Genomic DNA, 20882 nt, shown 5'->3' with positions numbered 1-20882 from the left:
TTCACGCCTCCGCCAAACAGCCGTTTGATTCAAATATGTCAGCAAAAAAACCACGACCAACATGCTCCACCATGGTTGATCGCGGCTTCCTTTGTAATCCCGTATGATACTTGTGTTGTACGGCCCGCTTACAGCTCGAACCGCTCGGCAATCTGGTGAATCTTCACAGATGTCTCGTGGAGTCGTCTGGCTTGGTCGGATACCTGCTCGGTTGCGTTTAGCTGGGCCTCGCCGGCTGCTGCCGCTTCCTTCGCTGATACAGAAAAGCTTTGCGAGATGTACATGACCTTGTCGATATTTTGTTCGGCCGCGTCGACATCGCGCAGCACTTCGCCCATGACTTCCGCATTGCGCGCCGTATGAGTCGCAGAGAGGGCTGATTTTTCGGACAGGACGTGCACGATTGTTTGCAGCTCCTGCACGAGCGCGAGTCCGCTTTGCACCTCCTGGCGTTCTTCCTGGACGACTTGCACGGTCTGTTGGGACTTCTTAATAATCGCACCGGCGACGTCCATAATGTGGGAAGCAGCTTCGTCTGCCCGGTTCGCCAGCTTGCGCACCTCATCCGCGACGACTGCAAATCCCCGTCCTTCCGCACCCGCTCGCGCAGCTTCGATCGCTGCATTCAGCGCCAGCATGTTTGTCTGTTCGGCGATTTCCCGGATGTCGCGAATCATTTGCTCAATCCCGGCAGCCTGGCGCTTAAGCTCATACATGGAGGTCTCTGTCGTATGGCTCGCCTGCTCGATGCGCTGCATTTGCATGTGCAAGTGGCTGGTTTTCGCAATCCCCTCCCGGGCGGCCAGCTCCGCTTCCTGGGTCAGCGTACTGGTCTCTTTCAATTCGCTCCCGGCTTTGCGAATCAGTGCCGTAATCTTTTTTAATACCGCCTCTGTATCTTCAACCAGACTCGCCTGCTCCACCGCTCCGCCGTGCACCTGCTGCAGACCGGCAGAAAGCTGCTCGGAAGCGCTTAGCAGCTCCTGAACCATCGCTTCCTGCTTTGTACTGATCTCTTTGGTCGCATGCGACGTCTGCCGCAACTCAGTCAATATGCCATGAATGCCAATTAACATTTTGTTGATTTCAAACGACATTTGCCCCCATTCGTCGCGCCGTGCAGTCTGCACTCTCGCTTTCAGCTTTCCTGAAGAAATGGCTTTCGTGACCCTCATCCAATCGCGCCAGTTGTGACGGAAATTGCGATGGGTCAACAGCCCGATACAAGCGGCGAGCATGAGAGCTATCGCTGCAACCGCTCCTTTTGTCCAGGGCGACTGAGCCAGCCACAGACCAACTGTTGCGAAACAAACGGGCATGACGAAGGCCGCCACCAGCTTCCAGCCGTAGGACAAAGCGGGTACGACCACGCCTAAGCGCAGACTGTAAGCGTTTTCTCCTCTTACCTGAACAGGTACTGATGTGTCCAGCAAAAGCTCACCGGTGTTGCGGGGGTACATTTGTGCCAACGGTTCATTGGTTCGTGCGGCACGTAAACCGACTTCATCGTTGAACAACGTGCCTTCCCGCAACCGGTTAGTGTGAATGATCCCGAGTCCCTCCCGCGTGACGAGAACAAAATATTCGTCTCCTTCCAGCATGTCATCCAGCCTTTGTCTGATTTTCGCGCTATCGTCCTGGACCGTTCCTTCCTGCAAGAGCGCTTCGATTTCTTTTGCGGCTTGCTGCACCTTTCGCAATGACCTTTGCTTCAGCTTTTGACTCGCTTTCACAAAAACCCCCACCCCATTAAGCAGAATAATACCGTATTGTTATATTTCCCCAAGTACGATCGCTCTCCTGTCTACCGCTTTGCATTTGCCCGCAAAAAATGCCATCGTGCCCATGAAGGCGAGGTTTTTCTGATCGCCCAACAGAACCGTCGAGGCTTGGGCCGTGTCCAATTTTTTGACGTTTTTGCCGAGGAACAGACTCCCCCTTCAGCGCCGACTCTTCTACCTCCAGCCGATTGGCGGTCAAAAGCCGCATCGCTATGAAGGGCTTCGGTCACGTCGGCCGCTGCCAGCGTGTACCATTTTCGAATTGGCTGTGTATCCACCTACATCTCCTCCATCCACTTCTCACACTGGGGGTTTTCGTTAGAGAACGAATAAAACAACCCGTCCTTTTTCCAGGACGGGTCCGAATTTTTGAATGGAAGTTATTTCAAACTTTTGGCCAACCCGATGCAAATGAGCAGAATCGGCGGCAGCCAGGTCAGGCGGGCAAGCCACCTCGTTTTTCCCGCACGCCGTCCGATCGCCAGCCCGACCGCAAGCAGCAGCGCGCTCATTATCGCGATGCACAACGCGACGACGAGTGGCGAGTAGCCCAAAAATGTGAGGCTGATTCCCGCGCCAAAAGCGTCCAAAGAGAGCGCCAGCCCCAGCATAACCGCCTCCCAGCCCATGATATGACCCGAACGGTCCGCATCGGCTTTGGAGGGGTCTTTCAAAATTTGAATCATGACACCGAAAATGCGAAATTGCGTTAATACTGTGCGATCCAGCTCTACCTGCGTTTCTCTGGCTGACACTGCCGCCTCGCCATTCGCGGGAGTCAGCGCGCCTGCTTGACCCGCCGGCATACCGGACTGTGCGGGCAGCAAATCCGGCTCCTTTTCCCTGCCCTGACGCGAAGAAAAAAGCCGCCAGAGAGTAAACAAGCCCATCAAAATCAAGACGGCTGCGCCGATATGCTTGCCAATCTCAGGCGTCAGCCAATCCGTCAACGAAGCACCTACGAGCATGACACCATACACAACGGCAAAAGAACATCCCGATACGACGACCAGCGACAAAAACGGCATTTTCATGTTGCGCAAACCATACGTCAATCCTACGCTGACACTGTCCATGCTGATGGCCAGGGAAACGAGCAGGAGTGCGAGCCATCCGCTCATATGTGGTCACCTCTTTCCCATTGCCTATTAGATATACGCGAGAAGGGCTTTTCATGTGCAAACAAACAAGGGATCGGCTCATCACCGAAGCGCTCGGCGCTCCACGAAAAGTCCGTGAGTGGGCGTGCCGATGAGATCACGCCCGTTTTCGCTGCATTCCTACACAAACAAAAGCCATCGCCTGCCGTCATCCAGCAAGCAATGGCTTTCTTTCCTGTATGTGTATGCGAAATGCCTTTTACAGTTCCTCGTCAAATCCGCCAAAGTCAAAATCCATCTCTTCGCCCTCGCCGCCATCCTCTGAGGCCATTTCCTCATCCGGCGACATCAGCTCGCTAAGCAGCATGCCGCCGAGGAACCCGGCTGCCATGCCCCCGATCATGCCGCCCATGCCGCTGCCGCGATGTCCGTGGTGGCCGTGTCCGTAATGCCCCTGTTGGTAGGAAGCGAGCGACACGTACGGAATCGCTTGCGGATTGTTCGCGTATTCGCGAATTTTTTCGATCAGATAACGGGACAGCTCTTCCTCTTGTCCGTCTGCGAGCAATTGCTGCGGAACCACGATTTCGGCCTTGTACTCCTTCTCGCGGCGCAAAAAGCCTGTAGCCAGGTCCAGCTCTACCAGCATGCGCAGCTCGTCTGGCGCGGTGAAAAAGACCACTTCCAGCTCATTGAGCGGAATGCCCAGGTTGGCAGCCGGGAAAAAGGAGAACTCTTGCCCGTACGGCGTCAGCTTGCCGGAGTCTGGCTTTTGGCGCAAGTTCAGGCGGTCAAACGCACAGAGTACGCGCTCCACTGGCTCGGGCGGCAAAATCTCGACGCGGTCAAAATCGGTCGGGTCGAGGGCCATTTCCACATCGAGCTTGGTTTGCAGCGCGTACTGGATCGCTGGCGTCGACACAGCCAGTCCATGCGGCATCTCAAACGAAAACGGAATCTCCTGCACGAACGGCTTTGGCTGTACCGTAAAGTTGCGGCTGATCGGGTACACCTGCACCTGCTTGGTCACTTCCTGCCCGCGCAAATTCACTCTCATCAGCAGGACTGCGCTCAGCTCGGAAATGCGCTGCTCCACGTTGCCGCCCTCGATTCGCACGACACCGGTCATCGTCTCTCCCAGTCGGTAGCCAGGGGCGTCCAGCTTGAGATCAACCGTTGCCGCTCCTACACCGAATTTTGCCATCAGCTTTTTGAACATCGGCTTCTCCTCCATATATAAGCAATTACTTATATTTATAGTGTAGCAGAAAAAGAGCCTTTAACGCGAGTGGCTAATGCGCGAGCGAGCAATTGCACCAGTCTGGCGGCCTGCTCCCCGGTCGTATCCCGCAGCGCGGAAAACTCCGTCACTTCCATGGCGACGACACGCTCGTCACCGAGCGCTGCGGCGAGCAAGGCTTCCGCTTCCTGCAAAGACAGCCCCGTCTCGCTTGGCGCATAGGCGGCTGCCATCGCTTCCTTGTGCATGACATCCACATCAAAATGAACGAGAATCCGGGCATCGGACGGAATCGCCTGCAAGATGCGGGCGATGGAACCAACCACGCCGTCCTTTTGCAGTTGCTCCAACGTCGTCACGTCGATCCCGTATGCTTCGGCAGGCTGCTGCTGACAGCCCACGAGCCGGATTCGCTCTGCCTCCCAGCCGCTGCGCTCGATCCACTGTCCCTGATCCTGGAGCAAAAACCACAAGCCCATCCCTGCCGCGCCAATGCACCGCGAAGCCGAGGGAACTACGGCGTCGAGATGGCCGTCGATGACCAGCAAAAACGCCTTTTCTTTATGTCGCGCCTGGTGAGCCAAAGCCGTGCCCACAATCAGGCCGCAGTCTCCGCCCAGCATCAGCACAAACTCGTCAGACGCAAACCAGTTCTGCGCCTCTTTGCCCAGCAAGTCCCACAGCATGCGCGGAGCTGGCCAGTTGCGAACTGGCGGAATATTGTGACGGGGCAAGTAATCAGGGAGCCGCACATTCCCGATGTCCTCGACGCCAAGACCTGCTTGCTGCAATTGCCCGATGAGTCCTGCTTTGCGTAGCGCATCCGGGGAAAGCTCCGTGCCGGAGACGTACGCTCCCGTGAAATGCGGAATACCAGCCACTTTTACGTTAATAGACAGTCCCTCCATTGCTTGTGAACTAGGAATCATCACCAGTATAGCACAGCCTGGACTGAATATATTGCACAAGCTCGCTGACGGAAGGCGCAAGCCAGCCGTCCGGCATGAGGGCGCGCTCGCCTCGCAGCAGGTGGCAGGCAAACGCATTCGGATGGACGCCCGGACTCAAAAAATACACTTGCTGAAACGGAGCCGGAATCGCGTCCATCGCTGCCACGCATTTGCTGACATACGTTTGCAGCGCCTTCTGATAGCGCGGAGCGGTCAGCGCCGTCCCGCAGCGGACTTCGATTCCGGTCAATTCCTTGGCGTGCGCGGCATCCAGGCTTTTGGCGAGCGAGCAGACCACAAACAGCAGCTTGTCGGGCGAAAGCTTGTAACGCTTCTGATACTGCTTGGCAAAACGGGCCAGGGTAGCGTTCCAGGAAGGAGTGTCGTAGCTGCCCAGATCGGGAATGCACTTGAGCGCCGCGACCAACTGGTCCTCGCTCCAAAGAAACAGCAGACCGTCCATCACCTGAAAAGACAATCCGGCAAGTCGCCCCGCCAAAAACTCCCCGACCCGCTCATGCATGACCCGCGAGATGCGTTGGGACGACTTGCGCTTGAGCTTTTGCCGAACACGAATTTCCTCTTCCTCCACATAAATCCGCACAAGCGTCAAAAACAGCAAGGCTTCTGCCCTCCTCTGGCGCTCGTCCTCCTGCCCCTGCCGGGCGCACGCTTCGGTCAGGCACTCCAAACGGCTGTAGGCGTCCCGGAGCCTTTTCGCCCAGCGTCCTGCTTTTTCTGTGCCCATGCTACCCCTCCTCTAGCTCTTGTCAGATGCCTGATCGGCTACGACCAACACATCCATGTGCCGCGCCTCCCGCAGCAACCGCTGAACGACCGAGCCTTCGCAGATTTCCTTCCACCTCGTCCGCGCCGATTGCCCGATGATGACCTGTGTCGTGCCTTTTTCGTTCATGTGGAAGATGAGCTGGGTAAAAACTTTGCGCCGCCCCGCTGCCTTGTATTGCTCGAAGCGTCCTCCCAGCCGCTCGGTCAGGCCGCGCAGCTTGGCCAGTTGCCCCGCTTCCTCTTCCGTCAGCGGCTCGTGATCCTGGACATACGCCACATGCCAGACAGCCTTCAGCCGATAGGCGATACGGAAGCCTCGGCGAATCAACCGCTCGCTGTCCGCCCGCAGATTGACGCAGACAAAAATGACTTCCCGTTGCCGCCAGGGACCGCGCAGCGTTCGCCGCTCCCACGCTTCGAGCCGTTCGTCGACATCGTCCGCCACCTCGCGCAAGGCCAGCTCCCGCAAGGCAATCAGGTTTCCCGTCCGAAAAAAATTCGCCAGCGCCTGCTCCACCTTTTCCCGCGCGTAAATGTTGCCCTCGCGCATCCGCTGCCGCAGCGCCTTGGGGGAAATGTCGATCAGCTCTACTTCGTCCGCCTGATGCAAAATATGGTCGGGAACCGTCTCCCGCACGCGGATGCCCGTGATTTGCTCCACGCTGTCATTCAAGCTCTCCAGGTGTTGAATGTTCATCGTGGCAATCACCGAGATGCCTGCCGCAAGAAGTGTTTCTACATCCTGGTACCTTTTTTCGCGCTCGCTGCCTGGTGCGTTGGTATGAGCCAGCTCATCCACCAGCACGACCTCCGGATTGCGCCGGATAATCTCGTCCGTGTCCATCTCTTCCAGCGTCACGTTTTTGTAGGGGATGCGTTTGCGCGGAATCAGGGGAAGGGCGCCGATCTGCTCGCTGGTTTCTTTTCGCCCGTGGGTTTCCAACAGCCCGATCACCACATCAATGCCGCTTTTGGCCAACTCGTTTCCTTCGCGCAGCATCGTGTACGTCTTGCCGACGCCAGGAGCTGCTCCGACGTACACCTTCAAAGTGCCGCGCCTGATTTTTCCGATCTGTTGCTCCAGCTCTGCCTGCGACAGACGGCGGTACGGGTTGGCGGCTTCCGCAGCTTTTCGCCTGGCTGGCAAAACCCGCTCCCCGTTGCGCTCCGAGCGGTCGGCCACGATCAAAATATCAATGTTTTTGGTCTGCCTGAGAATTTTATGGACAATCGAGCCGCGCCAGATTTCTTCCCAGCGCGTTCGCTTGGACTGCCCCATGACGATGCGGGTCACATTGCGGGCCATCGCGTAGGCGACCAGCTCGCTCGCCACGTCCTTTTCCCGCCGCAACGGCGCTTCCGCAAACGTCCCGCCCACTTTATCGACGAGCTTGACGATCGCTCTGCGAAAAGTCGCTTCCTCCTTGGTCAGCTTTTTATGCAACGGGCGAAAACAGACGACCAAAAGTTCTCCGCCGAGTCGTTTGGCAACCTGTTGTCCGCGCCGGACCAGAATCGAGCCGTTCCAATGATACTGGGCCGAGACGAGGATTCGCTCCGTCGCCCCAGAAGCGCCCACCATGCCGTGCTTCTCGCGGTAGTCCTCCAAATCTTCATTCACGCCTGTGGCGACGAAGCGCAAAGCCAGCTCCCGCAGCACGTGCAGATTGTCCCTGCGAAACAGCGGATGGTTGCTGCGGGTGGCCGCTCCGTCCTCCTGAAGCCGTTTCAGAATCGCTTCCGGGGTCACGTCCAACAGCTTCACCTCATCTGCGAGCGACAGCGTGTCTTCCGGTACACATTGGTCGATCTGCACCTGCGTCCGGGTCAACCGCTCCGCCAGCTCCTTCATGCCCGCCAGCTCGTAAATATTGACGGTCGCCATCACGCTGATCTGATGGTCGAGCAAATAGCGGACGTCATCGAGGCGCGTCGGACGGGACGCATCGGGACGATTGCGGTGGGCCAGCCCGTCGACCAGCACGACCTCGGGATCGCGCTCCAAAATACGCGGCACATCGAGATCGTGCCGCGTCTCCCCTTGCAAAAGCCAGACGTGAGAAGGGATTTGCTCCAGCCCTTCCCGCATCTGGGCGAGCTTGGGCGAGGCATCCCCTCCGGTAGCGGCGATCACGACATCAATCCCTTTTTTCCGCAGGCTCTGCCCTTCCATCAGCAAATGGTACGTCTTGCCCGAACCGCTCACGGCCCCCAAAATGATTTTGAGCCTGCCCCGGTGCATGTTGGAGATGGACTGCAAAATTTCCTCCGGGGACTTTCGGCGAAACTGCTCGACCATCTGGCAGCCCTCCTGCTATTTCAACTGGTCCAAAGCGATATTCAGCTTCAGCACGTTCACCCGCGGCTCTCCGAACACGCCCATGCTTCTTCCCTCCGTATGCTCCGCAACCAACACCTGCACCTTCGCCGGGTCGAGTTGGCGCGCTTTCGCGACGCGCTGCACCTGAATGGCAGCCGCCTGCGGCGAGATATGCGGATCCAGACCGGAACCGGAGTTAGTCAGCAGGTCGACTGGAATGTCTTCCTGCCTGACGCCGGGATTGGCTGCCAGAAAAGCGGCGATGTCTTTTTGCACGCGCTCGATCAAGGCTGGATGGGACGGCGCATAGTTGTTCGAGCCGGAGCCTGCCGCATTGTTGTCGATGGAAGAAATGCGGCCCCAGAAGTATTTCGGATCGGTGAAAGTTTGCCCGATCAGCTCGGAGCCGATCACGCTTCCGTTCGCATCGGCAATCAGGCTGCCGCTCGCCTTGGCTGGCATGAAGACCTGAGCGATTCCCGTCATCGCCAGCGGGTAGGCCAGACCGCAAACAAAGAGTAAAACGAGAGACAAGCGGAGATTTTTCCAGACCATACAGATTCACCTTTGCTTTCTTTTTTCAATGGGTTTACACAAGGTTCAGTCCGACGAGCAGCAGGTCGATCAGCTTGATGCCCGCAAACGGGACGAGGATGCCGCCTCCCCCGTAGATCACGAGATTGCGGCTGAGCAGCCTGGACGCACTCATCGGCGTGTACTTCACGCCTTTCATCGCCAGCGGAATCAGGAGCGGGATGATGAGCGCATTGAAGATCAGCGCGGACAAAATGGCGCTTTGCGGCGTAGCCAGCCCCATGATGTTGAGGGCGTTCATCTGCGGGATCGCCAGCATGAACATCGCCGGAATGATCGCAAAGTATTTCGCCACGTCGTTTGCGATACTGAACGTCGTCAAGGCGCCGCGCGTCATCAAAAGCTGCTTGCCGATCGCCACGACTTCGATAATTTTCGTCGGGTCGGAGTCGAGATCGACCATGTTAGCCGCTTCCTTCGCCGCGACTGTCCCGCTGTTCATCGCCAGCCCGACATCCGCCTGGGCGAGCGCGGGCGCGTCATTCGTTCCGTCGCCTGTCATGGCGACCAGCTTGCCTTCTGCCTGTTCTTTGCGGATTAGCGCGATCTTGTCCTCCGGCTTCGCTTCCGCCACGAAGTCGTCGACGCCTGCTTCGCGGGCAATCGTCGCTGCCGTCAGCGGGTTATCGCCCGTGCACATCACGGTGCGAATCCCCATCCGTCTCAACTCTTCAAAACGTTCGCGCATACCCGGCTTCACCGTATCCTTCAGGTAAATCAGCCCGAGAATCACGTTGCCCTCCGCCACTGCCAGCGGCGTTCCGCCTGCGGTTGCGATCCGGCTGGCCTTTTCGTCCAGATCGGCAGGGATCTTCCCGCCCTGCTCCTTCACGTATGCTTTGATCGCATCGACAGCGCCTTTGCGGATGAGCACGCCGTTTGCCAGATTGGTGCCGCTCATCCGCGTCTCCGCCCGGAATTCCACGCCCAGCGACCCCGGCAGCTCCAGCTCGCTTGCTGACAGCCCCTGCTTTTTCGCCAGCTCCACGATCGAGCGGCCTTCCGGTGTTTCATCGTGCACAGAGCTTTGCGCTGCCGCCCGGTTCAGCTCCGCGGCCGTACCTGCACCTACCGGGACAAACTCTGCTGCCATGCGGTTTCCGTACGTAATCGTGCCGGTTTTGTCCAAGATGATCGTATTGATGTCGCCTGACGCCTCGACCGCTTTTCCTGACATCGCAATGACGTTGAACTGTGTGACCCGGTCCATGCCGGCAATCCCGATGGCCGACAGCAGGCCGCCAATCGTGGTCGGAATCAGGCATACGAGCAAAGCGACCAGGGTAGCGACGGGAAGCGCCGCATTCACGTAGCTGGCAATCGGCTGCAACGTCGTGCAGACGATCAGGAAAATCAGCGTCAGACTGACCAGCAAAGTATTGAGCGCAATTTCGTTAGGCGTTTTCTGCCGTTTTGCCCCTTCGACCAGCGAAATCATCCGATCGAGGAATGACTCGCCGGGATCAGCCGTCACCCGCACGCGAATGCCGTCGCTCACGACACGCGTCCCGCCTGTGACCGAGCTGAAATCGCCGCCCACCTCCTTAATCACCGGAGCCGATTCACCCGTGATGGCCGACTCGTCGACGGAAGCGACGCCCTCGACGATCTCGCCGTCGCTCGGGATCAGCTCGCCTGCCTCCACCAACACCAGATCGCCCTTCCGCAGCTCTGTAGCGCTGACCATCTGAATCGTGCCGTCTTTGGCGAGCCTTCTCGCTTTTGTGTCCTGCTTCGTTTTTTTCAGACTCTCGGCCTGTGCTTTGCCGCGCCCTTCTGCCAAAGCTTCCGCGAAGTTGGCAAACAGGAGGGTCACGAGCAAAATCAGGCTGACGACGCCGTTGTAGAGCCGATCCGATGCCCCGCCGAACAGGTCGGGAAAAATCGTCAACAGCAGCGTCAGGAAAAATCCGACTTCGACGACAAACATGACCGGATTTTTCAGCATGACCCGCGGGTCCAGCTTTTTCACGGACTCGACAAAGGCTCGCTGGTACAAATCTTTGGGAAGCGCAGTCGTGCGCGTTTTGCTCATGGGAATATCTCCTTCGTCTTCTCTGTATTAGCGGATGGTCAGCCACTCGGCAACCGGACCGAGAGCGAGCACGGGCAAAAACGTCAACGCCCCCACGATCACAACCGTTGCCAGCAACATCACCAGAAATACGCTGTTGTCCGTGCGCAACGTTCCCATCGTCTCGGGCACAGGCGTTTTCGCGAGCAGGGAACCCGCTACCGCCAGCATCACAATGATGGTGACGTAGCGGCCAACCAGCATGACCAGGGCAGTAGAGAGGTTCCAGAACGGAGTGTTGTCGCCCAATCCCTCCAAGCCCGAGCCGTTGTTGGCTGCCGAAGAAGCAAACTCGTAAAGCACCTGGGACACGCCGTGAAAGCCGGGATTGGAAATGCCCGCTGCGCCCGTCTCTGTCGCGAGTGCCACCGCAGTCGGCGCCAAAACAATCAACGGATGAACGAGAATCGCAATCGCGATCAGCTTCATCTCTTGGCCTTCGATTTTTCGCCCGAGAAATTCCGGTGTGCGGCCGACCATCAAGCCTGCGATAAACACAGCCAAAATCGCGTACATCAAGATGTTGACCGTCCCGACGCCATCTCCGCCGAACACGCAGTTCAGCATCATTTCCCCAAGCGGCACGAGGCCGCCCAGCGGGGTCAATGTATCGTGCATGTTGTTGACCGCCCCTGTCGTAGCTGCCGTCGTCACCGCTGTATACAGGGCGCTTTGCGCGATGCCGAAGCGCACTTCTTTTCCTTCCATGCTGCCCATCGCCTGCGACAAGCCAGCCCGCTCCAGCGCCGGGTTGCCGTTGGCCTCGCTTGTGTAGGCGAGCGTCAAAAATGCCAGAAACATCAGGCCCATTGCGCCGAAGATCATCCAGCCCTGCTTGCGGTTTTTCGCCAGGAAGCCAAACGTAAACGGCAAGGCCGCCGGAATCAGGAACATCGCGAGAATTTCCATCACGTTTGTCAACGGCGTCGGATTTTCAAACGGATGCGCGGAGTTGACCCCGAAGAACCCGCCGCCGTTCGTGCCCAGATGCTTGATCGCTACCAACGAAGCGACCGGGCCGCGCGCGATTTGCTGCTCGGCGCCGCTCACCGTCGTCGCCGTCGCCGTCGGTTCCAGCGTCTGCGGCACGCCTTGCGCCACCAGGAGCAGCGTCACCACCACCGCCAGCGGAAGCAACAGCCGCGTATGCGCCCGCACCAGGTCCACGTAAAAGTTGCCGATGCTGCGCTGCCCGGTCAGCCCGCGCATGAACGCCATGACGACGGCAATCCCCGTGGCCGGAGTCGTAAACATCAGGTACATGACCACCATCATCTGCGACAGGTAGGACAGACCGCTTTCCCCGCTGTAGTGCTGCAGATTGGTATTGGTCAAAAAGCTCACAGCCGTATTGAACGAAAGCAACGGGTCCATAGCCGCTACCCCGCCCGGATTGCCCGGCAGCACCCCTTGCAGCCGCAAAAGCACATAGGCAATGGCACCCATCGCGAGATTGCTGACCAAAACCGCTCCCGCGTACTGTTTCCAGGTCATGTCTGCGGCGCGAATCCCCGACAGCCTGTAAATCCCTTTTTCCACCCCGCCAAACAGACGGTCCAATCGAGTCTCTTCCAGCGAAAAGGCTCGCGCCAGATAGCGCCCCGTCGGAACAGCCAGTACGAGCAGCACCGCCAAAACGAGCGAGATTTGTATAAAGTCCACGGACAATTCCTCCTACTTCCTCTATGAAATGAATCGTTCGACCTTTTCGCCTAATACTTTTCCGGGTAGAGCAATGCGTGACCCAAATAGAGGGAGAGTCCAGCCACAATCAGCAGCAACACGATCATTTCCCCTTCCCTCCCTGCTCTCTCACCACGGCGTCACAAAACTGGATGAGTGCAAAAAACGCACTGAATGCAAGCCCCAAGAGCAATATCGAAACCAAGTCCATTCGAAGCCCCTCCTTTTTTCATCTGCTGCCTGTCGTTTCTTTCGCGCCATCCTCTTTTTCTGGCCCCTGCCTCCGCCTGCTCATGAACAAAATCGAACCGGATCGCCTCTTTCGCCCCCTTTTGGAACAAGCTTTCTCGCCTGAAAAAACCTGCCAATCGGGTAAAAAAATAGACCAATGCTTACCCATTCCCCGACACGCAGATCGTCACGACAGGCCGGCAGAGATGGACAGACGGGCAAACCCCGCCCGCATCCAGCGGCATGAAAATGAAAAACGATCGCTACTTCGGAGAAAAAGTACTCATTGGTCTACCTAACGCCCAGCCGACTTGATTTGCCTTCTTTGCGTTTTGTCTCCCGTTTCCTTTTTCAAAAAAACAGCGTATGCTTTTTTTGGGCAAAACGAAAAGACCTGCGGATTACGTTTCGAGCAAGTCCTTCTCGCCGTCCCGACGGACAACAAAAAAGGCCTCCTCAAACAGGCGGTCTTTTGACCTCCCTCGCTTTAGCCGACGAAGTTAGCTGACGGGTAGGATGGCGAAAGAGTCTCTCATCCCTTCCACGAAACCGTGGAATTAACCCCAGAAGATTGGGTCCTCCGTTCCCGAGTGCCTCGGGATTAGGCCAGATTTGCAATTGTTGGTTACGAGTCTCATTATACGTCTGGCATAATCGGTTGTTAATGTCTTGTTTTTCGCTTTTTGGCACGCTTTGCGCATTCTTTATCGATGTAAGCGCTTTAGCTGCATCAAGCCTCAGCCGCGCGCTATATTTCATCCGTTCTCTCCTATTTTCGCGAAAAATCATCCGGCTCGCTCTCCGCCTTGTCGATCCAAAGTTTTGCTTTGTTGACAGGCTTCCGTCCGTCTCAGTAAGATTAAGCTCAACGAAGCAATCTTGGGAGGAATCTCGTTTGGCCATCTCGATCAAAAAGAAGCTGGAGGCCGAAATCAGCGAAGCCTTTATCAAATTTCAACGCGACCTGATCGGACGGGGGCCGCAGGAGGCCAAGACATATATCGTCTCTGACATGGTGATCGCTCGCTTCAAAGGCGTCCTCACCGTCGAGGAAAAGCATCTGTCCAGCCACGAAAAAGGCAGGCGGATCGTCAAGGAAATGCGCGAGATTTTGCGCGAAATGTACAGCGAGGAATCGGAACAAATCGTCGAGAAGCTGACCGGGTGCAAAGTGCTGTCCAGCCACAGCGACATCAGCACGAAGATGGGCGAGCGGATCGAGGTTTACGTCCTGGATAAAGATTTGGAAAAACAGCTTGGCTCGTAACCGGATAAACAAGCAGAAGGCTTCGCCTGCGCGTGCAGTGCGAAGCCTCGCTTTTTTACAAGCACACCTCAACCTGCACCGGCTCGTCATACGCAAAACGCTCGCTGATATCGGTGACGACCTCCCATTCTTCCTCCCCGACGCGGATCGAATAAATCAGCTCGCGCCCCTGAAACTGAACGTGAACGACCTTCCCGACAATCCCGTCCGCGCCTGGCTGCCAGGCGGAGAGCTTGAGCTGGTCTGGGCGCACAGGCAATACTTGCTGGGCATAAAAAGCGGAGAAGTCGCGGGAAACGGTGATCGGCAGCGCTGGCGCCCCGTGCTTTTCCAGCAAAAACGTGCCCGGAGCGGCCCAGCTTCCTTTTAAAAAGTTGGCCCTGCCGACAAACTTGGCGACAAACGGCGACTCGGGCGCGTAGTAAATATCGTGCGGCGTGCCCGCCTGTTCGACTCTGCCGCTCTTCATCACGACGATCTGATCCGCCATTGCCAGCGCCTCTGACTGATCGTGCGTCACGTAAACAATCGACGTTCCCAGCTCGCGGTGGATGAACTGGATTTCTTTGCGCATCTGCATGCGCAGCTCTGCGTCGAGGCTACTCAGCGGCTCGTCCATCAGCAAAAGCGTCGGGTTAAACACGATGGCCCGCGCCAGGGCGACACGCTGCTTTTGCCCGCCGGAAAGCTGGCTCGGAAAGCGCTCCTCCATTCCCCCCAGCCCGACCATCTCCAGCATCTGCGCTACGCGCGCCTTCGGGTTTTGCCTGAACGCCTCCGGCACCTGCTGTTGATGCTGCAAAGGAAACGCCACGTTTTCGTACACCGTCAAATGTGGCCAGAGCGCGAACGACTGAAACACCATGCCGATCCGCCGCTCCTCTGGCGGCTTACGCTTGCTGGCATCGGCTACACACTCGTTGTTGATCCAGATTTCACCGCTCGTCGGCGATTCAAACCCGGCCAACAGCCGCAAGAGCGTCGTTTTGCCGCAGCCGCTCGGCCCGAGCAGGGCGACAAATTCGCCTTGGCCGATCTGTAAATCGAGCTGGTGCAGCGCCGTCACACCGCCGAATTTTTTCGATACCCCTACTACACGCGCACTGTTCATCGTTCGATCCTCCGTTGCCAGTATCGTTTCCACAGGCTGCCCGCCGAAAGCGCCAGCAGAATAGCCACTACAATCACGGTAGAGAGGGCCGTGCTGTAGGTAGTGGAGCCCGCCTGCTCAAAGCTGAAAATGACGACGCCGATCGTTTCCGAACCGGAAGTCCACAAGAGCGACGATATCGTCAGTTCCGTAAAGGCGGTGAGAAAGACCAAAAACAAGCCAGTCGCCATCCCCGGCGCATAGAGCGGCAGCAAAATTCGCCGCCACCTCGTCCAGAAACGCCCGCCGTTGATGCGCGCCGCTTCCTCCACTTCCTTGCCTACCTGCATGATCGAGACGGTGCTGCTTTTCACCTGCAGGATGAGAAAGCGCGTCACATAAGCGATCAGTATGAGCCAGACGGTTCCATACACCCCTGGCTGCCAACCGGGAATCGGCTCGATCCAGGTCAAAATCATCGCCAGCCCCAGCACCATGCCCGGCAACGCATACGGCAGCGCCACGACGCCTTCCATCGCTTTGCCCGCCGCAGACGGTTTATGGATGCGCCAATAGGCGAACAGCGTACCGGCCACAACGCACAAGACACCTGCCATGCTGGCGAGCATCAGGCTGTTGCCGATCGCCCCCCGCGTGCCCGCGTGGTCGAACAGCACGAAGGCAAAATGCTTCCAGGTCAAATTTTCCGGGACAAACGGCAAGCCGTACGCTTTGACGAAGGCGTTTGCCGCCATGGACAACAGCGGCAGCACGCTCGTCACGAGCAAAAAGCCGCCGACGGCAATCTCCACTGCCAACCGATGTTTGCCCAGCGAACGCCGGATCGACTTGTCTTCGGCGCTGGTCTGGTCGACGCGGCTTTTTCGCAGCAACACCCACTGTAGCCCTGTCCCCGCAAGCGCGATTACGCCGAGCAGGACAGACAGGACAGCCGCCCGCGCAAAAGCGCTCGGCCCAAATCCGATGACTTCTTCGTAAATGAGCGTGCTGAGCACCGCGATGTTTTCCGGGATGCCCAAAAATGCCGGAATGCCGAAGTTGTCCAGCCCGGAGATAAAGGCCAAAAGCCCTCCCCCGGCGATGCCCGGCAAGGCGAGCGGCAGCGTCACCCGGGCAAATACCGTTCGCGCACTCGCGCCGGAGGAATGCGCCGCCCATTCCAGCTCCTTTGGAATCCGGTACAGCACGGACAGCGTCAGCATGTACACCAGCGGATAGTGAGTCAGCCCCATCACGACGACGATGCCGTCAAGCCCGTAGACGTTCCACAACTCGACTGGCCCTCCCGCAAGCCAGCTCGCTGCCCGGTTCAGCACGCCCTGCGGCCCTGCCAACTGCGTCCAGGCCAACGTCATTACGTAGGAGGGAATGAGCAGCGGCAACAGAGCAAGGGCGTGAATAGCGGCCTTCCCGCGTATGTCCGTATAGGCGCACAGCCAGGCCAGCGACACGCCCAACCCAATGGAGATGAGCGTGGAGAGGCCAGCCGCCGTAATCGTATGTCCGACCGCCTCCCACGTCCGGGCATTGGCGAGCACTTCTGCAAAATACCGCAGCCCCAGCCCTGCTTCTGTTTGTACACTCAGCGCAATCAGCTTCCACAACGGATAGACAAAAAAGAAGGCGACCGGCACCAGCACGATCCACGTAGCCGCCTTGTCCAACGACAGGGAGGCGGCGAATTTGCGCCGCTCCCCCATCTGCCTCTCGCTCACCGCCGTCTGCCAGTTAGTTGCCACCCATCATCTCTCCAAATTTCTTTTTGTCCGCTTCTCTCGCTGCTTCCAGCTCATCAATATTCGCAGAAAGCGCCTTGATCTGGTCTTGCGCGCGCAAGCCTTCCGGTGCCTCGACGCCTTTGCGGATCGGCGTGTAGCCAAGGCTGCTGGCGAGCTTTTGTCCTTCTTCCGAGAGGACGTAATCGACGAACGCTTTTGCCGCAGCCTCGTTTTTCGTCGCCTTCATGATGCCAATCGGCTCGGTGATGACAGGCACGCCCTCGTTCGGGTACACCAGTTCGACTGGCGAGCCTTCTTTTTTCGCGCGAGCCACCAGGTAATCGACGACCATGCCGTAATCTTTTTCGCCGCCCGCTACGCTTTTGAGCACGGCGCCGTTCCCTTTTGTGACGGTCATCTGGTTTGTCTTCAGCCCGGCAATGTAGTCCCAGCCAAAATCGTTTTGCCGCGTCAGTACGCCTACGTTGTACGCCGCCGCTCCCGAGTAGAGCGGGCTTGGCATGATCGCTTTGCCTGCCGCCTCCGGGCTGGTCAGCACCTTCCAGCTATCCGGGAGCGTCTTGACTTTGCTGCTGTTGACCGCGAGCACAGTCGCCATCACTTTTGTTCCGGTGTACGCGCCGTCCGCGTCCTTCCACTCTGCCGGAATGTCCGCCGCCTCAGGCGATGCGTATGGCAGGAGCAAATCTTGTTTTTTCAGGCTGGCAAAAGTCGGCGCATCCGCGACCAATAGCACGTCCGCCTTGACTTGTCCCGCCTGTGCCTCCGCCTGCAAGCGGCTGATGACCTCCTCTGTCCCCGAGCGGAACAGCTCTACTTTTACGTCAGGATACTTTTTGGAAAAACCGTCGATCAAAGCAGCCGCGTCGGCATCCGGCTGGGACGTGTAAAAGCTCAGCGTCCCCGCTACTTTGGCCGAAGCAGGCTCCGCTGGCGCGGCAGTTGCGGCCGTTGGAGCCGATTGCGGCGCTGGCTGCGACGGTGTCGACGAAGAAGGCTGGGAACCGCAAGCGGCAAGGCCGAAGACCGATGCGGCTGCGAATAAGGAAAGAGTCCATTTTTGCAACAGAACACGTTTCATTTTTCATTCCTCCTGATTCAAGTAGGCGTGCTTCGTTAAGAGCTTTGCTTCGCGGTTTGAAACCATTTTCCGATCTTGGCCTTCATGGCGGTGTTCGTCATGTTCAATTGCAGCGGTGTAATCGTGATAAATCCGTCACGCAGCTTGTAGTAATCCGATTCCTCGTCCTCGAAGTGCAACTCGCTCAAATGGTCGGACAGCCAGTAGCACAAGTAGCCTTGCGGGTCGTTCAACCCGACGTACTGGTAGCGCAGCACGTCCATCGCGAGCGGCGTGACGGCCACGCCTTTTACCATCTCCTTGGACAAATACGGCAAATTGATGTTCAGCACCGCTTCCGGGCTGAGCTTGTGCCGCAGCAGCGTCTCAAACACGTCGTAGGCAAGCGGCTCGACGATGGAAAAGTTCGGGCTTGGCTTGAGCGTGGCGAGCGACACGGCAATGGAAGGAATCTGATACATCGCTCCTTCAATCGCCGCCGAGATCGTGCCGGAGTAAAACACATCCCGTCCCAGGTTCGGGCCGCGGTTGATTCCGGATACGATCACGTCCGGCTTGTCCTTGAGAATCACCTCGACTGCCATTTTCACGCAGTCAGCCGGAGTGCCGTTAACCGCCCAGGCTTCGAGCGACGTATCGAAAAAGTTCACTTTGTTCGCTTTTACAGGGGATTTCAACGTGATCGCATGGCTGATCGCGCTGCGCTCCTGGTCCGGGCAGACGATGGAGACGTTGCCGAACGGCTGCAAGGCTTGCGCCAGGCACAGCACGCCGCTTGCAAAAATGCCATCGTCATTCGTTACAAGAATATTCAAAACAATACAGACCTCCTATCCAAATGAGACACAGTTTCCTTGCTGCAAATACAGCAGGTTTTGCTTGAGCTGGGACAAATTCCGCGCATCGTCGAAGCCTTCGACGACCAGAGGCTTGTCTGCGGCAAGCAGCAACGGCCAGATCGTTTCCAGATCAATTTCCCCTGTTCCAAGCGGCACGTGCAGCTTCGTCGCCGTCGCGTCGCTCACGTGAATTTTATCGACTCCCTCCAGTTCCTGGAAAAATTGCGGCAGGGAACAGGTCAGAGGTACGTGCGCAATGTCAAAGGTGGCTGCCGTCGGGTAATCGAGCGCGGCGCGCAGCCTGTTCAAGTCTTGCGGCGTCACGATCAGTTCCTTGGGCAGCGGCTCGATATGCTCGATCGAGAGCACGCGGCCCTGTCTCATCGCCTCTTGCGCCAGCTCGTTCAGGCTCTCGACGAGAACGGCCTCGTGCCATTCCCGGTTTTTGTGCGTCAAGGTCACACGGCCCGGATGGATCGTGACGCTTTTCGCCCCGATCTCGCCCGCAAGCGCCAAAGAACGCTTGATTTCCTCGACAGACTGCTTGCGAATGCCGCTGTTCAGCGAGCACAGGTTCAAATCCCAGCTCGCCGCATGCAAGGTCAGCTTCATGCCCACACGCCTGGCTGCCTGCTGGATTTCTCGCGGGTGGCTTTGGTGGAACCAGACGTGCTCGGCCCAGACTTCCATCCCGGCAAAGCCGTATTGCCGGGCGATGAGGATCGCTGCCTCTACCGGGTACGCCCACATCAATGTTGATGAAACATACAGCATTTCCACCACTCCTTTACTTCAGCCGGGATGGGCACGCTGCCGACCGGATACGGGTTGCGCGACTGGTGCCCGTGAAAGTCGCTGCCTCCCGAGCAGATCAGGTGATTCGCTTTGGCCTGCCGCTCCCAAAATGCCGTCTGCGCCGCCGAATGTTTCGGATAATACACCTCGATGCCGTCGAGGCCATAGGCGAGCAGCGCCTCCAGCTTCACTTCAAAGGAGTAGATACCCGGATGAGCCAAGACCGCAATCCCGCCTACCTCGTGCGTAAGTTCGATCGCTTCGCGTGCGGAAAAAGAAGGCCGGGGCACGTACGCCGCGCACCCTTTGCGCAAATACGTCTCGAACGCAGCCTGCGGCGTGGGACTGTAGCCGCGCTCGGCGATTGCTTCTGCCACGTGCGTGCGCACCATCACGCCGCCTTTTGCCCGCGCTGCACATTCTTCCATGGTGATCGCCACGCCCAAGCGGTTACAGCGCTCGATCATCTCGGCGATCCACTCGATCCGCTCCCGCTGCCGCCTGTCCATGACGTGCAAAAGCCGCGGGTCGGCCATGTCGAAGCCGTAGCCCAAAATGTGCAGCTCGTCTTCCGGGCCGTCCGTATTCCACTCGATTCCCGGCAGGAGCGCCAGGCCGAGCCGTGCGGCGTCTTCGCGAGCCAGCAGATATCCATCGACGGTATCATGGTCTGTAATGGCTAGATGAGTCACGCCCCGCTGCTTGGCCCAGACGAGCAGGTCTGCGGGAGCGAGCTTCCCGTCAGAAGCGGTGGTGTGCATGTGCAAGTCCATCATCTGACCATTCCTCCTGTTCTTGTCCGACTTGTTTGCCTTCGTTTGATTTCATTGTAACTGCCGTTTTTGAAGGTCGTATAAAGCGGGCGACAAGGTTTGATAAAGGAGAGGCGCGTGTTTATGCGGGTTTTCAGTTGTTCGGTTGGCGGAATATTGAGGTTGTGTTAACGATTTACGAAGTCTTTACAAAAAGAAAAAGCCCCCGCCCGAACTCGTAGTCCAGGCAGAGGCTTAGCGTGCTGACAGCTATTAAACGACGTCGTATCCTTGCTCTTCGATAGCTTCCTTGATCGCTTCCAGCGTCAGAGTGCTTTCGTTATAAGAAACCTCGACTGTTTTGGCTGCGAGGTTGACTTTTCCCTCTGCGCCAAGCTCCTTCAACGTTTTTTCCACAGCGTTTACGCAATGGTTGCAAGACATGCCTTCTACGTTCAATGTGACGTTTTTCATTCTCAATCTCTCCTTTGGTTTTATGTGTATAGGGATGCGGACAATGCCGCTTGTTGCTGTTT

The 20882-nt window shown here is 57.6% G+C and carries 18 protein-coding genes and 1 riboswitch; of the genes, 1 reads left to right on the top strand and 17 read right to left on the bottom strand.

Annotated elements, in window-relative coordinates; translation table 11 throughout:
• Window positions 1-128: 128 nt before the first annotated feature.
• From AC3WJN_RS15325 to AC3WJN_RS15280, 10 genes are all read right to left on the bottom strand, one after another.
• On the bottom strand, window positions 129-1733 hold the full coding sequence (locus tag AC3WJN_RS15325; protein ID WP_007782594.1) for a methyl-accepting chemotaxis protein: 1605 nt from the start codon (window positions 1731-1733) through the stop codon (window positions 129-131).
• Window positions 1734-2161: 428 nt separating this feature from the next.
• On the bottom strand, window positions 2162-2902 hold the full coding sequence (locus tag AC3WJN_RS15320) for an MntP/YtaF family protein (protein WP_007782591.1): 741 nt from the start codon (window positions 2900-2902) through the stop codon (window positions 2162-2164).
• A 238-nt stretch (window positions 2903-3140) separates the two neighbouring features.
• Complete coding sequence (locus tag AC3WJN_RS15315) at window positions 3141-4100, bottom strand: sporulation protein (RefSeq protein WP_005832237.1); 960 nt, start codon at window positions 4098-4100, stop codon at window positions 3141-3143.
• 35 nt (window positions 4101-4135) lie between these two features.
• Window positions 4136-5050: an arginase family protein gene (locus tag AC3WJN_RS15310; RefSeq protein ID WP_007782587.1), complete on the bottom strand. Its 915-nt coding sequence runs from the start codon at window positions 5048-5050 to the stop codon at window positions 4136-4138.
• Window positions 5040-5819 (bottom strand): hypothetical protein, encoded by a 780-nt coding sequence (locus tag AC3WJN_RS15305; protein ID WP_007782586.1) that lies wholly within the window; start codon window positions 5817-5819, stop codon window positions 5040-5042. The genes AC3WJN_RS15310 and AC3WJN_RS15305 overlap by 11 nt, the downstream gene beginning before the upstream one ends.
• Before the next feature lie 12 nt (window positions 5820-5831).
• The gene (locus AC3WJN_RS15300; protein ID WP_007782583.1) at window positions 5832-8159 is read right to left on the bottom strand and encodes a histidine kinase; all 2328 of its coding nucleotides are present in this window, start codon (window positions 8157-8159) and stop codon (window positions 5832-5834) included.
• Between the two features lie 15 nt (window positions 8160-8174).
• The gene (gene kdpC / locus AC3WJN_RS15295) at window positions 8175-8735 is read right to left on the bottom strand and encodes a potassium-transporting ATPase subunit KdpC (RefSeq protein WP_007782580.1); all 561 of its coding nucleotides are present in this window, start codon (window positions 8733-8735) and stop codon (window positions 8175-8177) included.
• 34 nt (window positions 8736-8769) lie between these two features.
• Window positions 8770-10809, bottom strand: coding sequence for a potassium-transporting ATPase subunit KdpB (kdpB, locus tag AC3WJN_RS15290; RefSeq protein WP_007782577.1), 2040 nt, complete (start codon window positions 10807-10809; stop codon window positions 8770-8772).
• 27 nt (window positions 10810-10836) lie between these two features.
• Window positions 10837-12510 carry a potassium-transporting ATPase subunit KdpA gene (gene kdpA / locus AC3WJN_RS15285; protein WP_007782574.1) on the bottom strand — a complete coding sequence of 558 codons (1674 nt, stop codon included), beginning with the start codon at window positions 12508-12510 and terminating at the stop codon, window positions 10837-10839.
• A 50-nt stretch (window positions 12511-12560) separates the two neighbouring features.
• Window positions 12561-12617 carry a potassium-transporting ATPase subunit F gene (locus AC3WJN_RS15280; RefSeq protein ID WP_353505650.1) on the bottom strand — a complete coding sequence of 19 codons (57 nt, stop codon included), beginning with the start codon at window positions 12615-12617 and terminating at the stop codon, window positions 12561-12563.
• A 619-nt stretch (window positions 12618-13236) separates the two neighbouring features.
• Window positions 13237-13380: riboswitch (cyclic di-AMP (ydaO/yuaA leader) on the bottom strand.
• 277 nt (window positions 13381-13657) lie between these two features.
• On the opposite strand from AC3WJN_RS15280, the gene AC3WJN_RS15275 reads away from it, so the two are divergent.
• Entirely contained in the window at window positions 13658-14029 is a 372-nt protein-coding gene (locus tag AC3WJN_RS15275; protein WP_005832223.1) for a Na-translocating system protein MpsC family protein, read from the top strand.
• Between the two features lie 55 nt (window positions 14030-14084).
• On the opposite strand, the gene AC3WJN_RS15270 is transcribed toward AC3WJN_RS15275, so the two are convergent.
• From AC3WJN_RS15270 to AC3WJN_RS15240, 7 genes are all read right to left on the bottom strand, one after another.
• Window positions 14085-15140, bottom strand: a complete 1056-nt coding sequence (locus tag AC3WJN_RS15270) for an ABC transporter ATP-binding protein (RefSeq protein WP_005832222.1) — start codon at window positions 15138-15140, stop codon at window positions 14085-14087.
• The gene (locus AC3WJN_RS15265; protein WP_007782567.1) at window positions 15137-16879 is read right to left on the bottom strand and encodes an ABC transporter permease; all 1743 of its coding nucleotides are present in this window, start codon (window positions 16877-16879) and stop codon (window positions 15137-15139) included. Before AC3WJN_RS15265 ends, AC3WJN_RS15270 begins: the two co-directional genes overlap by 4 nt.
• Window positions 16869-17960: an ABC transporter substrate-binding protein gene (locus AC3WJN_RS15260; protein WP_005832219.1), complete on the bottom strand. Its 1092-nt coding sequence runs from the start codon at window positions 17958-17960 to the stop codon at window positions 16869-16871. Before AC3WJN_RS15260 ends, AC3WJN_RS15265 begins: the two co-directional genes overlap by 11 nt.
• A gap of 35 nt (window positions 17961-17995) precedes the next feature.
• The gene (surE, locus tag AC3WJN_RS15255; protein ID WP_005832217.1) at window positions 17996-18775 is read right to left on the bottom strand and encodes a 5'/3'-nucleotidase SurE; all 780 of its coding nucleotides are present in this window, start codon (window positions 18773-18775) and stop codon (window positions 17996-17998) included.
• Between the two features lie 15 nt (window positions 18776-18790).
• Window positions 18791-19573, bottom strand: coding sequence for a sugar phosphate isomerase/epimerase family protein (locus AC3WJN_RS15250; protein WP_007782563.1), 783 nt, complete (start codon window positions 19571-19573; stop codon window positions 18791-18793).
• Window positions 19549-20370: a PHP domain-containing protein gene (locus AC3WJN_RS15245; protein ID WP_005832214.1), complete on the bottom strand. Its 822-nt coding sequence runs from the start codon at window positions 20368-20370 to the stop codon at window positions 19549-19551. Before AC3WJN_RS15245 ends, AC3WJN_RS15250 begins: the two co-directional genes overlap by 25 nt.
• Before the next feature lie 249 nt (window positions 20371-20619).
• Window positions 20620-20820 carry a copper ion binding protein gene (locus tag AC3WJN_RS15240; protein WP_005832212.1) on the bottom strand — a complete coding sequence of 67 codons (201 nt, stop codon included), beginning with the start codon at window positions 20818-20820 and terminating at the stop codon, window positions 20620-20622.
• Between the last annotated feature and the right edge of the window lie 62 nt (window positions 20821-20882).

The sequence above is a fragment of the Brevibacillus sp. FW306-2-1A-C05A genome (assembly GCF_058781555.1).
Note: the sequence above shows the minus strand (reverse complement) of the source record. Positions and strands in the feature narration are given on the sequence as shown.

Bases quoted from the DNA above. Each gene is read 5' to 3' on its own strand.
- AC3WJN_RS15260 (WP_005832219.1), bottom strand. From the start codon at position 17,960: ATGAAACGTGTTCTGTTGCAAAAATGGACTCTTTCCTTATTCGCAGCC.
- kdpB (WP_007782577.1), bottom strand. From the start codon at position 10,809: ATGAGCAAAACGCGCACGACTGCGCTTCCCAAAGATTTGTACCAGCGA.
- AC3WJN_RS15240 (WP_005832212.1), bottom strand. From the start codon at position 20,820: ATGAAAAACGTCACATTGAACGTAGAAGGCATGTCTTGCAACCATTGC.
- AC3WJN_RS15300 (WP_007782583.1), bottom strand. From the start codon at position 8,159: ATGGTCGAGCAGTTTCGCCGAAAGTCCCCGGAGGAAATTTTGCAGTCC.
- AC3WJN_RS15305 (WP_007782586.1), bottom strand. From the start codon at position 5,819: ATGGGCACAGAAAAAGCAGGACGCTGGGCGAAAAGGCTCCGGGACGCC.
- AC3WJN_RS15250 (WP_007782563.1), bottom strand. From the start codon at position 19,573: ATGCTGTATGTTTCATCAACATTGATGTGGGCGTACCCGGTAGAGGCA.
- AC3WJN_RS15310 (WP_007782587.1), bottom strand. From the start codon at position 5,050: ATGATTCCTAGTTCACAAGCAATGGAGGGACTGTCTATTAACGTAAAA.
- AC3WJN_RS15245 (WP_005832214.1), bottom strand. From the start codon at position 20,370: ATGATGGACTTGCACATGCACACCACCGCTTCTGACGGGAAGCTCGCT.
- kdpC (WP_007782580.1), bottom strand. From the start codon at position 8,735: ATGGTCTGGAAAAATCTCCGCTTGTCTCTCGTTTTACTCTTTGTTTGC.
- AC3WJN_RS15270 (WP_005832222.1), bottom strand. From the start codon at position 15,140: ATGAACAGTGCGCGTGTAGTAGGGGTATCGAAAAAATTCGGCGGTGTG.
- AC3WJN_RS15320 (WP_007782591.1), bottom strand. From the start codon at position 2,902: ATGAGCGGATGGCTCGCACTCCTGCTCGTTTCCCTGGCCATCAGCATG.
- AC3WJN_RS15315 (WP_005832237.1), bottom strand. From the start codon at position 4,100: ATGTTCAAAAAGCTGATGGCAAAATTCGGTGTAGGAGCGGCAACGGTT.